This window comes from Lachnoclostridium sp. MSJ-17, assembly GCF_018918205.1.
GTDB lineage: Bacteria > Bacillota > Clostridia > Oscillospirales > Acutalibacteraceae > Ruminococcoides.
On record NZ_JAHLQB010000056.1, the window covers coordinates 64,377 to 80,052 of the forward strand.

At 51.6% G+C, this 15,676-nt stretch carries 16 protein-coding genes; 14 read left to right on the forward strand and 2 right to left on the reverse strand.

Annotated features, from left to right (window positions below; translation table 11 throughout):
• From KQI64_RS05030 to secF, 4 genes are all read left to right on the forward strand, one after another.
• Window positions 1-729, forward strand: coding sequence for a CpsD/CapB family tyrosine-protein kinase (locus KQI64_RS05030; protein ID WP_216523640.1), 729 nt, complete (start codon window positions 1-3; stop codon window positions 727-729).
• A gap of 201 nt (window positions 730-930) precedes the next feature.
• Window positions 931-2,214: an aminotransferase class I/II-fold pyridoxal phosphate-dependent enzyme gene (locus tag KQI64_RS05035; protein ID WP_216523641.1), complete on the forward strand. Its 1,284-nt coding sequence runs from the start codon at window positions 931-933 to the stop codon at window positions 2,212-2,214.
• Between the two features lie 314 nt (window positions 2,215-2,528).
• Window positions 2,529-3,938 carry a protein translocase subunit SecD gene (secD, locus tag KQI64_RS05040; RefSeq protein ID WP_216523642.1) on the forward strand — a complete coding sequence of 470 codons (1,410 nt, stop codon included), beginning with the start codon at window positions 2,529-2,531 and terminating at the stop codon, window positions 3,936-3,938.
• Window positions 3,928-4,947, forward strand: coding sequence for a protein translocase subunit SecF (secF, locus tag KQI64_RS05045; protein WP_216523643.1), 1,020 nt, complete (start codon window positions 3,928-3,930; stop codon window positions 4,945-4,947). Before secD ends, secF begins: the two co-directional genes overlap by 11 nt.
• Before the next feature lie 65 nt (window positions 4,948-5,012).
• On the opposite strand, the gene KQI64_RS05050 is transcribed toward secF, so the two are convergent.
• Together KQI64_RS05050 and KQI64_RS05055 are read right to left on the reverse strand one after the other, a co-directional pair.
• Window positions 5,013-5,393, reverse strand: a complete 381-nt coding sequence (locus tag KQI64_RS05050) for a DUF4363 family protein (protein WP_216523644.1) — start codon at window positions 5,391-5,393, stop codon at window positions 5,013-5,015.
• The gene (locus tag KQI64_RS05055) at window positions 5,390-6,064 is read right to left on the reverse strand and encodes a DUF421 domain-containing protein (protein ID WP_216523645.1); all 675 of its coding nucleotides are present in this window, start codon (window positions 6,062-6,064) and stop codon (window positions 5,390-5,392) included. The genes KQI64_RS05050 and KQI64_RS05055 overlap by 4 nt, the downstream gene beginning before the upstream one ends.
• A gap of 78 nt (window positions 6,065-6,142) precedes the next feature.
• Between KQI64_RS05055 and KQI64_RS05060 the strand changes: the two genes are divergently transcribed.
• From KQI64_RS05060 to dxs, 10 genes are all read left to right on the forward strand, one after another.
• The gene (locus tag KQI64_RS05060) at window positions 6,143-7,612 is read left to right on the forward strand and encodes a spore germination protein (protein WP_216523646.1); all 1,470 of its coding nucleotides are present in this window, start codon (window positions 6,143-6,145) and stop codon (window positions 7,610-7,612) included.
• On the forward strand, window positions 7,596-8,660 hold the full coding sequence (locus KQI64_RS05065; RefSeq protein ID WP_216523647.1) for a GerAB/ArcD/ProY family transporter: 1,065 nt from the start codon (window positions 7,596-7,598) through the stop codon (window positions 8,658-8,660). The genes KQI64_RS05060 and KQI64_RS05065 overlap by 17 nt, the downstream gene beginning before the upstream one ends.
• On the forward strand, window positions 8,644-9,249 hold the full coding sequence (locus KQI64_RS05070; protein WP_216523648.1) for a Ger(x)C family spore germination protein: 606 nt from the start codon (window positions 8,644-8,646) through the stop codon (window positions 9,247-9,249). Before KQI64_RS05065 ends, KQI64_RS05070 begins: the two co-directional genes overlap by 17 nt.
• 108 nt (window positions 9,250-9,357) lie before the next feature.
• Window positions 9,358-10,323 carry an HPr(Ser) kinase/phosphatase gene (hprK, locus tag KQI64_RS05075; protein ID WP_216523649.1) on the forward strand — a complete coding sequence of 322 codons (966 nt, stop codon included), beginning with the start codon at window positions 9,358-9,360 and terminating at the stop codon, window positions 10,321-10,323.
• An 18-nt stretch (window positions 10,324-10,341) separates the two neighbouring features.
• Window positions 10,342-11,247 carry a UDP-N-acetylmuramate dehydrogenase gene (gene murB, locus KQI64_RS05080; RefSeq protein ID WP_216523650.1) on the forward strand — a complete coding sequence of 302 codons (906 nt, stop codon included), beginning with the start codon at window positions 10,342-10,344 and terminating at the stop codon, window positions 11,245-11,247.
• Window positions 11,248-11,257: 10 nt separating this feature from the next.
• Complete coding sequence (gene rapZ, locus KQI64_RS05085) at window positions 11,258-12,121, forward strand: RNase adapter RapZ (RefSeq protein WP_216523651.1); 864 nt, start codon at window positions 11,258-11,260, stop codon at window positions 12,119-12,121.
• Between the two features lie 8 nt (window positions 12,122-12,129).
• Window positions 12,130-13,062: a DNA-binding protein WhiA gene (gene whiA, locus KQI64_RS05090; RefSeq protein ID WP_216523652.1), complete on the forward strand. Its 933-nt coding sequence runs from the start codon at window positions 12,130-12,132 to the stop codon at window positions 13,060-13,062.
• Complete coding sequence (gene xseB, locus KQI64_RS05095; protein WP_253289192.1) at window positions 13,055-13,270, forward strand: exodeoxyribonuclease VII small subunit; 216 nt, start codon at window positions 13,055-13,057, stop codon at window positions 13,268-13,270. The genes whiA and xseB overlap by 8 nt, the downstream gene beginning before the upstream one ends.
• Window positions 13,267-14,142 carry a polyprenyl synthetase family protein gene (locus KQI64_RS05100; protein WP_216523653.1) on the forward strand — a complete coding sequence of 292 codons (876 nt, stop codon included), beginning with the start codon at window positions 13,267-13,269 and terminating at the stop codon, window positions 14,140-14,142. Before xseB ends, KQI64_RS05100 begins: the two co-directional genes overlap by 4 nt.
• Window positions 14,143-14,173: 31 nt before the next feature.
• The coding region (gene dxs, locus KQI64_RS05105; protein ID WP_216523654.1) for a 1-deoxy-D-xylulose-5-phosphate synthase at window positions 14,174-15,676 on the forward strand (1,503 nt) is incomplete at its 3' end.

The following is a 15,676-nucleotide window of genomic DNA, read 5'->3' on the forward strand; positions in this document are numbered from 1 at the left end:
ATGGCATTTAAGATCAAACTGAGAAAACCCGACGCGCAAAAGACCGAAAAGAAATACAATTCCGCCGACGCAATCTCTGAAAAGAGCAAATTCGCAATAGTTGAGTCCTACAAGAGCGCGCGTTCCAACATAATGTTCTCGCTTTCTGCAGAGGATCAGAAGGTTTTTGCCGTAACAAGCTACGCGAAGGGCGAGGGAAAAAGTACCGTTTCGGCAAATCTCGCGATCTCCTTCTCCAAGATGGAGCGCAAGGTATTGCTCGTTGACTGCGACCTGCGCCGTCCTAACCTTCATAATATTTTCAAGGTTGAAAACAAGATCGGTCTTTCGAATATTATCGGTAAAATGGCTGAATTTGATGACGCCGTAAAGCGCGACGTTCTTCCGAACCTCGATATTCTTCCGTCGGGCACGATACCGCCCAACCCGTCCGAGCTGGTTTGCTCACCGGCGTTTGAGAAGCTTATCAACAGCCTTATCGATGAATATGACTACATCATCTTCGATACTCCGCCTATCGGCGTCGTAGCCGACGCCCTGCTGCTCAAGGACAGAGTCGCGGGATATGTTCTCGTACTCAGGGAGCGTTCAACAACTCACGGCGATATCCAGAAGATGCTGGAGAGCGTAAAGCTTGCGGATACAAAGATCCTCGGCTTCATCAAGGTCGGCTGCACACAGATAAAGAAGCGCGGCGGCAGAGGCTATTACTACTATCAGTATTATTGATCCGGCTGCAAAATCAAAAAACTGAATAATAATGTAAATAATATTTCAACAGACTCACTAAGCATTCGCGTGGTGAGTCTGTTTTTTATAAAAAAACTGACGAATTTGCAGGATTTGCAAAAAAGACTTGCATTTTCATTTCTGTTGTATTAGAATATAATATGATATTGAAAGAATAAACCGCGTAAGGAGATATGGGAAATGGAATACTTTAAGTGCAGCTCGGAGGAGCTGGAAAAGGAATATGCCGCTCTCAAGAAGCGCTATAAGGACGAAAAAGGCAAGGGTCTGTCGCTGAATATGGCGAGAGGAAAGCCCGGCAAGGAGCAGCTTGACCTTTCGCTGAAAATGCTCGACGTTATGAACAGCAAGTCTGATTTCATCGGCGAGGACGGCATGGACGTCCGCAACTACGGAATTTTTCACGGTATCGACGAGTGCCGCAAGCTTTTCGGCGAGATACTCGGCGTACCCTCAAACAGCATCATGGTAGGCGGCAACTCAAGCCTGAACATGATGTTCGACACGATTTCCTGCATGATGACAAAGCCTGTCGTCGAGGGCTGCAAGCCATGGTACGAGGTTCCCGACAGAAAGTTTCTCTGTCCGGTGCCGGGCTATGACAGACACTTCGGCATTACCCAGTACTACGGCTTTGAGATGATTCCCGTTCCGATGAACGATGAAGGTCCCGACATGGACATCGTTGAGCGCCTTGTTGAAAACGACGACAGCATCAAGGGTATCTGGTGTGTGCCGAAATACTCAAACCCCAACGGAATAACCTACAGCGACGAGACAGTAAGACGCTTTGCCGCATTAAAGCCCGCGGCGAAGGATTTCCGCATTATGTGGGATAACGCTTACTGCATTCACGACATCACCGACACTCCCGACGCGCTTCTCAACATCGTTGACGAGTGCAAAAAGACCGGAAATGTTGACCTTCCCATTATTTTCTGCTCAACATCGAAAATTACCTTCCCGGGCGCAGGCGTAGCTGCAATGGCGGCTTCCTCGAACAACATGAAGGTTTTCGCCGAGCGCTATAACTACGAGATCATAAGCTATGACAAGCTCAATATGTGGCGCCACGTCAAGTTCTTCGGCGATTTTGACGGCGTTATGAAGCACATGGAAAAGCACAAGGCTATCCTCAAGCCCAAGTTTGACATCGTGCTCAACATGCTCGAAAACGAGCTCAAGCCCACCGGAACCGCGAAGTGGACCAACCCCAACGGCGGCTACTTTGTCAGCGTAGACGTAATGGAGGGCACTGCAAAGCGCGTTGTTCACCTCTGCCGCGACGCCGGCGTAGTTCTCACCGGAGCGGGTGCGACATATCCGCTCGGCAACGACCCGCACGACAGCAATATCCGCATAGCGCCTACCTTCCCGCCGAATGACGAGCTGGAGCAGGCAATGGATATTTTCTGTACCTGCGCGAAGCTTGCGGCATGCGAGAAACTGCTCGGAAAAATCTGATAAGACGTTATTAATGACCCGACAGGAGCGATTCTGCCGGGTTTTCTTTTTTGGAACCGATATATTTTTCTGCCTTTTCAGCGCGTTTTGTACAAACAGACGGACTGTAAAGCTGTAAAAAATTTATGTTACAATTTTTACGGTTTGATTTTATGCAATACTGCTAAAGATAAAGTTTTTCTATCAAATATTTGCATTTCCATTGACAATTTGCCAAAAAAATCATATAATAGCTCTGTTACGTCTGTAAGTCTGCGCCCGTAACAGGGTTGTTTTTTTCTTACAGACAATTATATTACGGAGGTTCAAAAGGCATGAAAAGAGTTCCAAAGCCGGTGTTCTTCATTGTTGCTTTGCTGATACTTGCCTTTTCGTTTACTGCGATTTTCGGAGTATCCTATTACACGGGCGACAACAAAAACACAGTACTCAAGGGCATCGGCGACATTCGATGGGGAATCGACATCAGGGGCGGCGTTGAGGCGACATTTAAGCCTGCCAACAACTACGACGCTACCGATGAACAGCTGGAATCGGCAAAATCCATCATTGAGCTTCGTATGATTTCACAGGGCATCACAGACTACGAGCTGTACGCTGACAGAAACAGCGACAGAATCATCGTCCGTTTTCCGTGGAAGTCAGACGAAACAGAATTCAACGCGGTAAACGCGATTGAGGAGATCTCCTCGACCGCAAATCTTACCTTCCGTCCGGGCAAATCCTACGAGTCAACCGACGTAGGCTCCGACGGCGAGTACATCTACAAGACTCCTACGGGAGATACCGCGACAGTCCTCATGGACGGCTCGGCGGTTGAAAATGCTGAGGCGCAGTACTATCAGGACGACAGCGGCAAGGCGCAGTATGTTGTAAGCCTTACCCTCAACGAGGAAGGCGCTAAGACCTTCGAGGAAATCACCACCACCTACTTAAATCAGACTGTCTCCATCTGGATGGACGACATTATGCTTTCCGCTCCTACCGTTCAGGCGACCATCACCGACGGCAAGGCGCAGATCTCAGGCAGCTTCACCGCAAAGGAAGCTACAGAGCTTGCGCAGAAGATCAACGCAGGCGCGCTTCCCTTCCAGCTTGAAACAGCCAACTACGGCAACATTTCGGCTACCCTCGGTGAAAACGCCCTCACGGCAATGGCTTACGCGGCAGTAGTCGCCTTTATCCTCATTGCTCTGATCATGATCATCTTCTACCGTCTGCCCGGTTTCATCGCGATCATCGCGCTTATCGGTCAGATGGGTCTCACAGTCGCGGCGGTTTCGGGTTATTTCCCGGCGTTCCCGTCCTTCACAATGACTCTGCCCGGTATCGCGGGTATGATCCTCTCAATCGGTATGGGCGTTGACTGTAACGTCATTACCGCGGAGCGTATCAAGGAAGAGCTTCGCGGCGGCAGAACGCTTGACGGCGCTCTCGACAAGGGCTCCAAGAGCTCACTCTCCGCTATTATCGACGGTAACATGACCGTTGTAATCGTATCTATCATTCTTATGCTGGTATTCGGACCGTCAAACATTCTTTCCTTCATCTTCGGCGAGTCCACCACAGGTACTATCTACGCGTTCGGTTATACACTGCTCGTCGGTGTAATTTCCAACTTCATCATGGGTATCTTCTTCTCAAGACTGATGCTCAGAAGTATTGCAGGTATCAAGCCTCTGCGCAAAAATTGGTTGTTTGGAGGTGCGAAAAATGAAAAATGATGTTCAGACAAAGACCGACGTTAAGATGACAGAACAGGAAATCAGCGAGAAGTTCAACCGCGGCAGAAAGATCATCGACTTTGTCGGCAGCAAGAAGATCTACTTCTGTGTTTCTCTCGGTATTATGCTGATTGGTATCATCTGCAACTTCATTTTCGGCACCACCCTTGACATTCAGTTCTCGGGCGGCGCGACCCTCACATTCAGCTACACCTCCGATGAGGAGCACCCCATCGACCAGAATGCCCTTCACGATTTTATCCAGGAAAAGACTACCGATAAGATCACGACCTCGTTCTCTGAGGATCTCATGGGCAACACAGGCAAGAACGTTTCCGTTCAGTTCTCGGGCAACGATTCGATCGAAACAGATATCCAGAAGAACCTCGAGAAGGATCTCCAGACCGAGTATCCCGACAACAACTTCATCACACTTGAGGCGAACTCTGTTGACGCTTCCATGGGCTTCAGCTTCCTGCTCAAGTGTCTCGCGGCGGTTGCTCTCGCGAGCGTACTCATGGTTCTCTATGTAACCATCAGATTCAAGAAGATCGGCGGTCTTTCCGCGGGTGTTATGGCTCTTGTAGCGCTGTTCCACGACGTAGCGATGATCTACTTCCTCTACGTTATCTTCCAGATGCCTATCGACTCCAACTTCATCGCGGTTGTACTGATGATCCTCGGTTACTCACTGAACGATACCATCGTAATTTACGACCGTGTCCGTGAGGAGAAGAAGCTCATCGGCAGAAGAGCAGACGTCGGCACCGTATTCAACGTTGCCACCACAAAGACGCTCAAGCGTACTATCATGACCTCTGTCACCACTCTGACAGCGATTCTGACCGTATATGTCCTCGCGACTATCTTCAACATTTCCTCGGTAAAGGGCTTTGCTCTTCCGATGATGATCGGCGTAGTTTCGGGTTGTTATTCATCAATCTGCATTGCCGGTCCTCTGTGGGTTATGTGGCAGAACCGCAAGGCAAAGAAAAAGGCTGCGAAATAACAGCTTACAGCTTAAAATTTCAGGAGAGGCTTGTTGTCAAGTCTCTCCTTTTTCATTATGATACCTCATAAAATATTTTCAACAAACGGGTACTCGCTGTCCTTTATGGAAGCGAGCGCCTTTTTTGCTTTTTCGCTCTCCGAGAAGTACATCGACGGATTTCCGCTCTCGATATACGACTTCATCTGCGACAGACTGAAGCCTATTCCGTCGACGTAATCGTGGATCAGCAGCGCGTCAATGCCGTGAGCGCTGTCCGCCCAGTCGCCGTTAAGCTCAGTACACTGAGCGAGCGCGTTTTCAAAATCATCGCGCAGCATATATCCGTCGATATCATCAATCGTTTGAGTGTAACCGTCAACGCTTCCGCTGATGTACGACGTTTCGGCAATTGCGCCGACGACGCAGATCAGGAGCAGGACAACAGAGATTATTATCCGCTTCATGATACCTCCTTCTCGATCAGGTTGTATTTTCCGTTGCCGTCAAGCGTAAGGATAAATACGTCGCTGAGCTTCTTATTATTCGATTTTAGAATATTATCTACCTGCTCACGGCTGCCGCTGCACAGCTCGAGCCTGTCGTCGAGCACCTCGCCGTCGCAAACGACCACGGCTTCCAGCTTGTTGTCCTCAATCGCGACTCCCAGATCCTGTGCGGTCGGAACACGGTTCTGCGGCTTTTCAAGCACGCTGATAGAGCCGTTTGTCTCTACGATGCAATACTGAACCTCGTCGATGCTGAAAATATTCTGCTGCCTGAGCTGCGCGAACAGATCCTCCGCAGTCATTCTCAGGCGTTTGAGCTGCTTTTGTAAGAGTTTTCCGTCCTCGATCACCACGACGGGATTGCCGCAGATCATTTTTCTGAACAGGCGGCTTTTCATCATCAGCGCGCTCGCCGCGATTTCGAGCGACACAAGTACCAGCACGGGAATCACTCCGCTCAGAAGCGGCTGCGAGGTATTCTGCATCGGAAGCGAGGCAATATCCGACACCACGAGAGTCACCACAAGCTCACTAGGCTGCATATCGCTTATCTGCCGCTTGCCCATAAGCCGTATCGCTAGAATAATGAATACGTAAAGAATCACCGTTCGTAAAATTGAAATAATCATTGTATCACCAAGCCTATTATCTGCCAAATTGCCCTGTATATTCGCGGCTTTTTTGCTTAGGTTAATAATGGTGATTACATGAATTATTCTATAAACGAAATAAAACTCGACCTGCAGGCTCAGTTCGACAATTCCGCCGACCTCAGTGTGCGGGTGTTTACACTTAAATCCGTTTTGAGGATTCAGGCTGCCGTGATTACAATGGAAGGTCTTGTCGATAAGGAACAGCTTTCCCAGAGCGTACTAAATCCGCTTCTGAGCTTTGATTACGGCACAAAGGACTCTGCCGCCGTGTCAGATACGGTTTTTTCATCGGTAATGGCTTCCTCCGATGTAATCAAGCTCAGCTGTGCTGACGAAATCGTGACCTACATCACCTCGGGCTTTGCCGTGCTTTTTGTTGACGGAGCGGACGAGCTTTACGCCGTCGGGGTTCAGGGCTACAGCTTCCGCGGAGTGAGCGAGCCTGAGAGCGAGGTAGTACAGCGCGGTTCACGCGAGGGCTTTACCGAGCCGCTGCGGGTAAATATGTCGATGATAAGGCGTCGGATGAAAACGCCCGACCTCAAATTTGAGCAGATGACTGTCGGTACGGACAGCAAAACCCAGCTCATGCTCTGTTACCTTCAATCTCAGGTTTCGCTCGACTTGCTCAACAAGCTGAAAAACCGACTGAACGACTGCAAACTTGAAACGGTTCTCGCGTCGGGCTACCTGTCTGAATATCTGGAGGACAAGGGCTCGGGAAGTCTGTTTTCGGGAGTGGGCATATCCGAACGTCCGGACACGGTCTGCGGCAAGCTGACCGAGGGCAGGATAGCTGTGATTGTCGACGGTACGCCTGCCGTGATGATCGTTCCTCACCTCTTTGTCGAGGAATTCCAGAGCGTCGACGACTACTCCAACCGCACCTACTACGCCGCTTTTATCCGTCTGATGAAGTACCTCTCGTTTTTTGTTTCGGTATTCCTGCCGGGGCTGTACGTCGCGCTTGCGCAGTTCCATCCGGAGTATTTTCCGACGTGGCTGCTGATAAACACCTCTGAATCCCTCGCAAAAACACCCTTTCCCGTGACGGTCGAGGTGCTTGCGATAACCGTGGTATACGAGATTATGAAGGAGGCTGGTCTGAGAATACCAAAATCTTTAGGACACGCGGTCAGCATTGTCGGCGCGCTGGTTATAGGCGACAGTGCGGTCAACGCGGGAATAATCAGCGCGTCAACTCTGATGGTCGTCGCAACTGCCGCGATATGCGGCTACGTCACCTCGCCGCTGTATCCGCCGATAATGATGCTGCGCCTGTTTTTTATCGTTGTCGGAGGTTTTACGGGGCTTTGGGGCATTACCCTCGCGACGGCGGTCGTGCTGATCGGAATGTGCGCCAAAACCTCCCTAGGTGTGCCTTACCTGTCGTCATTGTCGCCGTTTTCGCTCAGACGAATGCGCGACGTCTTTATCCGCGCGGACTGGAAGCGGCTTTCAAGACACACGATAAGGGTGCAGAAATTCCCCGAGACGGAGGTGCGCGATGCAGACAGAGGTTAAGTTTTCGTCCAAGCGTTTTCTGCTCGCGCTGCTGCTGTGCGCGTGCTCGGTAATTCTTTTACAGAATAATAATCTTTCGCCGAACGCCTCGTTCAGCTTCAACGCGATCTGTATCGCGTCGGGACTTGCAATCTGCTTTCTGTTCTTTTTGCCCTCTCTGATACTGAAAAAACGGACGGATTCTGACGTGCCGACTCTCGCGAGAAGATACACCCCGAAGCTGCGTATCCCGGTCGCGATATTTTATTCTCTGTATTTTGTTTATGGCGCGCTGTATTTCCTCCTGCCTTATATCGACATGTTCCACACCAAGTATTTTCCCGGAGTCACGCCCTGCCTTATAACCCTTCTGATGCTCATCTGCTGCGCGTATGCCGCCTGCAAGGGCGTAAACGTGATCTCGCGGTTCGGAATATTTCTGTTTCTGTTCGCTCTGCTGACAAATATCCTGATGTTCGGCGGCAGTCTTTCGGAGCTTGATTTAGGTCATTACGGCTTTGAATTCAGAGGCGACGTCAACTCGTTTGTACAGAATACGCTTTACTTTGTTACTCCGTCCTTTATCGCGGTGATTTTCGCCTGCTGTTCGGGCGTGACCCGGAATTTCCGTTTCCGGCAGCCTGTGTTCACGCTGATTTTTACGGGATTAAAGTACGCGGCGGTCATTTTCTTCGTCAGGTTTGCGCTCGGAGACTACGCAGGCAGACAGACCTATCCCGCCTTTGTTCTCTCGCGAGTAGCGCATTTCGGGCCGTTCGCGGGAATCGAGAGCTTTTATCTCGCGCTCGCCACAATGTCGGTGTTCATGATAATTTCTCTGTTTCTCTGCTGTATCTCGCGCGGCGCGTGCACCGAGGGCAACCGCAAGTGCGTGATTATTTTCACGGTAATAATTTTCGCGCTCTATGTGACGGCAACGTATATTAATTCTGTAAAAGAAATATTATCCAACCCGGTATTGCTGCTACTGCTGACCTTCGCGGCGGCGGTAATGCTGCCTGCGGCGTATATTTTTGTAGGGAGGAAGTCAAATGCGAAGGGCAATTAGCATATTATTAACTGTCGTGACTGTTATTTTTACGGGCTGCAGCAATTCGCGTCAGATAGAGACCGCCTCAATAATAAAAAATGTCAGCGTCGACCGCCGCGGCGGACAGGTGGTGTACACCTTTTACCGTCTGACAAGCGCTCAGAAGCCGTGGGGCATAGACGTTCCGGCGGACTCGTTTGAACAAGCGTGTGCGCTTGCAGGGGAAAAGTTTATCCCTAACCTGTCTCTTGCTAAGCTCGAGCTGCTCATGCTGAGTGAGGACGTGTACGAACAGGTTATGCAGGACGACGTGGACTATATATCGACCCAAGCCTCATTCTCGCCGATAGCCTACGTCACGATCTGCGACGACGGAGCGATAGACAGAATAAAGGAAACAAACAGGACGCAGACCTTGATAGAGGAGCAGTTGATTCTGATAAAGAAAAATAATCCGTCCGTAAATATAAATTACCTCTCGATTTTCAATAATTTTGCGAGAGAGGGAGAAGAAAGCTTCACTGTCCCGTATATTAGTTCTGAAAAAGAATTAAAAGTCAGCGAATTTAAGATCGACCGTGAGAAAATGAAAAAATTCTCTAAATAATTGTAAAAAATTTCATGAAAGGACTTTATCTCAGCCGCGTTTTGTTGTATAATATAACTTAATTGTATAGTGACTATTTATACCCATTTTTCGAAAGGCGGCGGCAGTATGTCTGAATTTTCAGTACCCCTGTCCGAGATAGTTGACAGACTCGGACTTGACAAGGTTTATATCGCGGACAACTATGAGCAAACCATGATTTCCACAGTTGAAATCAACCGTCCCGGCTTGGAGCTGACGGGCTATTTCGAGTTCTTTGACAACAAGAGGATTCAGGTGCTCGGCAATACGGAGTTTGCCTATCTCGGACGCTTCGGCTCCGAGGCTCAGAAGATGGTAATCGAATCCATTTTCAGCTTCGGCCCGCCTGCGGTCATAATTTGCCGCCACATTGAACCGACAAATGTTATTCTCGAGAGCGCGAAGCTCCACAAGGTCTCGATTTTTGCCACTGATGAAAACACCTCCGATCTGACGGCTCGTCTGGTACAGTTTCTTAACCGCGAGCTCGCCCCGAGAATCACTCGCCACGGTGTGCTCGTCGAGGTCTACGGCGAAGGCTGTCTGCTGATAGGAGACAGCGGCGTAGGTAAGAGCGAAACCGCGATCGAGCTTATCAAGCGCGGTCACCGTCTTGTCGCGGACGACGCGGTAGAGATACTGCGCACGAATGTAAATACACTCATCGGTCAGTCGCCGCAGAATATCCGCCACTTCATAGAGCTGCGCGGCATAGGCATAATCAACGCGCGTCAGCTATTCGGCATGGGCGCAATCAAGACGCAGGAAAAAATCGACATGGTCGTCAGCCTTGAGCTGTGGGACAACACGAAGGTCTACGACCGCATGGGACTTGACAATGAGGTCATGCGCATTCTCGGCGTAGAGGTTCCGGCGCTGACGATACCCGTAAAGCCCGGCAGAAACTTAGCTGTTATCATCGAGGTCGCCGCCATGAACAACAGGCAGAAGAAGATGGGATATAACGCAGCTCAGGATCTGCTCGTTAATCTCGGCATGGATCTGTCGGCAATGCCGGCGCCCGGAAAAACCGTAGTAGATACTTGGGAATAAGCTGTAATAAGGAGAAATATGAACAGATCTGATATTATTTACGACCTGGCGGTGCTTCTCGGCTGTGAGGCTCTCAGAAACGAACCGCTCAACAGACACACCAGCTTCAAAATCGGCGGAAACGCCGACGTATACATAAAGGTCGGCACGCTCAGCAAGCTCAGCGCGATCCTTAAGGAATGCCGCGAGTCCGACGTTGATTACCTCATTCTGGGCAACGGCAGCAATGTTCTCGCTTCCGACGATGGCTTCCGCGGAGTCGTGATCAGACTCGACGGGGATTTCCGCAGGATATCGCTCGCTGACGACAACACGATCTACTGCGGCGCGGGCGCGAGTCTTGCCTCGCTGTGCAAATTTGCCCTGAAATGCGGACTCACCGGACTTGAATTCGGCTGGGGCATTCCCGGTTCGGTCGGCGGCGCGGTATTCATGAACGCGGGTGCCTATGGCGGCGAGATGAAGGACGTGGTTTACAGCGTTTCACACATCTCTCCGGACGGCGCGCTCGGCAGGATCGAGCGCGATGACCTTGAGCTCGGCTACCGCACGAGCGTTTACCGCGGAAACGGCTGTATCATCACGGGTGTCACGCTCAAAATGCAGAAGGGCGATCCCGGCGAGATACGCGCGAAGATGGACGATTTCCTCGGCAGAAGGAGCGACAAGCAGCCGCTTGACTATCCGAGCGCGGGCAGCGTTTTCAAGCGTCCCGAGGGCGCGTTCGCAGGCGCGCTGATCGAACAGTGCGGACTCAAGGGCAAGTGCCACGGCGACGCTCAGGTCAGCGAAAAGCACGCGGGATTTATTATCAACAAGGGCAGAGCGACCGCGCACGACGTTAAGTCGCTGATCCGCGAGGTTCAGACCGAGGTCGCCGAAAAAACAGGATATACGCTTGAATGTGAGTTAATTATTTTATAAAGGGTACCGTATGGAATTTGTAATTATTTCGGGTATGTCGGGCGCAGGAAAGACCTCCGCTCTCCATGTTCTGGAGGACATAGGCTACTATTGCGTTGACAATATCCCGTCATCATTGCTGCAAACCCTGTACAATCTTTGCCGCTCCTCTGCTGACGCCGGTATGAAGCGAGTCGCGGTCGTCGTCGATGTGCGCGGCAATGAGAATTATAAGCAAATGGCTGCCGAAATCGAGAATTTCAAGGACGATAATCAGGGAGTCAAGCTTCTGTTCCTTGACGCGAGAAACGATGTGCTGATTCTCCGTTACAAGGAAACGCGCAGAAAGCACCCGCTTGCCGACAGACTCAGAGAGGGTTCCGTGTCCGAGGCAGTGGATCTCGAGGAGCTGCTTCTGGCTCCGGTAAAAAAGCTCGCCGACTTCATGGTCGATTCCACAAACATGTCAAACAAGCAGCTCAGGGAGCGCGTGATGTCTATGTTTATGGAGGACACCTCGCAGGGGATAACGCTGACGTTCATGTCATTCGGCTTCAAGTACGGAATTCCGCTTGAGGCGGATACGGTTTTTGACGTGCGCTGTCTGCCGAATCCCTTCTATATTCCGGAGCTTAAGCCGCTTACGGGGCTGAACGGCGAGGTGTATGATTACGTCACCGGAAGCGAGGAAACAACGGGCTTTGTCAAGCATACTCTCAGACTGCTCGACTACGCCGTGCCGCTCTATCTCAGAGAGGGCAAAAGTGAGCTTGTGGTCGGAATCGGCTGCACAGGGGGAAAGCACCGCAGCGTTACCGTTGCGAGAATATTTGAAAATCACTTCCGCGAGCTGGGCTACCGCTGCGTTATCCAGCACCGCGATATCGATAAATAAGGTGTGAAATGTCTTTTTCGTCAGAAGTAAAAAAGGAGCTTTGCCGCGCCGAGAGCTTTGAACGCGACGTTCTGCGCGCGGAGCTGTACGGAATGCTGCTTTTCGGCAAAGTGTTCCGCGACAACCAAATAGTATTCACGACGGAAAGCTCCCACGCCGCGCGAAGGATAACCATGCTTCTTGAAAATCTCTTCATGCCGATCATCGAGAAGCAGACGGCTCTCCGACCAAAGTCCGACGAAATGAAGCTCTACCGGATCTCGCTTATCGACAGCGGAGAGTGCAAAAGAGTCTTTGAATCCTTCGGTCACGGTGCGGGCGAGGTCACGCTCCGCGTTAACCGCGCGAATGTATCGAGCGACGAGCAGTCGGCGGCGTTTGTCAGAGGAGCGTTTCTCAGCTGCGGCTCTGTTTCTGACCCGATGAAAAGCTATCACGCGGAGTTTTGTGTTCCTCACAAGAACCTCGCCTCCGATCTGAGCAATATTCTCCGCGAGGTCACAGAGTGCAGGTTTACGCCTAAAACAGTCCTTCGCGGCGGAAATTACGTCGTCTATTTCAAGGGCAGCGAGCAGATCTGCGATTTGCTCACCTACACGGGAGCGCCGCTGCAGGCGATGGAGATCATGGGCACCAAGGCAGTCAAGCAGGTGCGCAACAACATCAACCGCTCTGTCAACGGAGAGGTTGCAAATATCAGAAAAGTCGCTTCGGCAGCCACAAAGCAGCTTGAAGCTATCAATAAAATCAAACGTACAAGGGGACTTGAGAGCCTGCCCGACGACCTCAGGGAGATCGCTGTTCTCAGGCTCGAGAACCCCGAGATGTCGCTGCGCGATCTGGGCGCGAATTTATCGACTCCGATAAGCCGCAGCGGAGCCAATCACAGAATGCAGCGCCTGATGGATTACGCGGGCGCCGGGGAGGACAAGCATGGATAAGAATATGACCTTTGAGGAGGCAAACCGCGCGCTTGAGGAGACCGTCAGTAAGCTCGAGGATAAATCGATCTCACTCGACGAGAGCATGGCGCTGTATGCCGAGGCATGCGAGCTGCTCGCTTTCTGTGTGAAGTCTCTCGACAGCTACAAGGGCAAAATCATGGATATCCACAAGATATATATTGAGAAGAAGGGTGAGGAGCAATGAAAAACGATTACGCAAAGCTTACAGAGACTGAGCTGTACGGTTTTTTGCCGTCTCTCAACTGCCGCGAGAGAGTGTTGATCGAAGCAATGAAGTACAGCCTTGAGGCAGGCGGAAAGCGTGTGAGGCCTAAGCTTGTGTTTGAGTTTTCAAGGCTTTGCGGCGGAAGCGACGACGCTGCTGCGCCGTTTGCATGCGCCGTGGAGATGGTTCACACCTACTCGCTGATTCATGATGATTTACCGTGCATGGACGACGACGACCTGCGCCGCGGAAAGCCCTCGAATCATAAGGTTTACGGAGAGGATATCGCGCTTCTGGCAGGCGACGCGCTTCTGACGCTCGCCTTTGAGACGATATCGGGCGACAGAGCGGCGGTACTCGCGGGCGACAGGGCGTGCAGACTTGCCGCAAAGACCCTTGCTTCCTACGCGGGCGCGAACGGAATGGTCGGCGGACAGGTCATTGACCTCAAGAGCGAGAACACAAACGCTCCTCTCGAGGTTCTGCGCGAAATGGACTACAAAAAGACGGCATGTCTTATCAAGGCGGCGTGCGAGCTGGGATGTATCGCGGCGAATGCGGACGACGAGCAGCTCGAGGCGGCGTCGCTCTACGGAGAATGCGTCGGAATAGCGTTCCAGATACAGGACGATATTCTCGACCGCACATCAACCGACGCGGAGCTTGGAAAGCCCGTGGGCAGCGATATGGAGAACAGCAAATCGACCTATGTTTCGCTGCTCGGAATCGAGCGCTGCCGCGAGCTGGTGGACGAGCTTACAAAACAGGCGCTTGAGGCGCTCGAGACGTTCGGCGCGGATACCGCGGAGCTCAGAGACTTTGCGCTCAGTCTAGCAAAGAGGACAAACTGATTCCTCTGACTAATTAAAGGGAAAGAATAAAATGGGAGAGTATAAAATCCTTCCGGCGATACACTCCCCGAAGGACGTAAAGCGGCTTTCCGAGGATGAGATTCCTCAGCTTTGCGCGGAAATCAGGGAGAAACTCGTCGAGGTCGTATCTGTCAACGGGGGTCATCTGTCGCCGAATCTCGGCGTGGTTGAGCTGACAGTCGCGCTTCACCGCAGCTTCCGCTTTCCGAAGGACAGCATTGTGTGGGACGTCGGCCACCAGAGCTACACCCACAAGCTGCTCACGGGCAGATACGATAAATTTGACACATTACGGCTCAAGGACGGAATTTCGGGCTTCCCGAAAACCGAGGAGAGCATTTACGACGATTTTAATACAGGCCACAGCAGCACCTCTATCTCGGCGGCGTTCGGAATTGCCAACGCCAAGCTGCTCAGCGGCGACAACAGCCACACCATAGCCGTTATCGGCGACGGCTCATTCACGGGCGGTCTCGCGTTCGAGGCGGTCAACAACGCCGGACGCTTCAACAAAAATTTCATAGTTATCCTCAACGACAACAAGATGTCTATCTCAAAGAACGTCGGAGCCTTTCCGCGTTATCTGACCACAGTGAGGATACAGCCGTGGTATATCCGGGTCAAGCGCGGTACAGAGAAGGTTCTCTCGAAGATACCGCTTGTCGGCAGGCTGATGCGCGGTGTTCTGCGCCGCAGCAAATCGAGAATCAAGAATATGGTGTACAAAAACACGCTGTTCGACGATTTCGGCTTTACCTACATCGGTCCTATCGACGGTCACAATGTTGAAGAGCTCGAGAACGCGTTCAGCGTCGCCAAGAAAGAGAACAAGGCTGTACTTATTCACGTCGTCACCAAAAAGGGCAAGGGCTATCAGCCGGCGGAAAAGAGTCCGGGTGAGTTCCACGGCATCGGCAAATTCGACATCGATTCCGGCGAGCCGCTTTCCAGCCACAAGGGCTTTTCGGCTGTGTTCGGCAAGACGCTCTGTGAGTTCGCAGAGGACGACTCAAAAATCTGCGCTATCACCGCGGCTATGACCGGCGGCACCGGGCTTACGGACTTTTCAAAGCTGTATAAGAACCGCTTCTTTGACGTGGGAATAGCCGAGGAGCATGCGGTCACCTTTGGCTGCGGACTCGCTTCTAAGGGCATGCGGCCGGTGTTCGCGGTGTATTCGACCTTTTTGCAGCGAGCCTACGACCAGCTTATCCACGACGCGGCGCTCGGCAACAATCACCTTGTGCTCGCGGTTGACCGCGCCGGTATCGTAGGAAGCGACGGAGAGACCCACCAGGGAGTTTTCGACGTTTCTATGCTCAATTCGATTCCCGGAGCGACAATTTACTCACCGACATATTTTGACGGCCTGAAATCCTCGCTGAAATCGGCTATCTACGTTGACGGCGGACTTGTTTCCGTCCGTTATCCGCGAGGCGGAGAGCTTTTCCGCCCGGAGGATTACACTCACGAGAGCGTTGATTTTGACATTTACGGCAGCGAGGACTGCGAT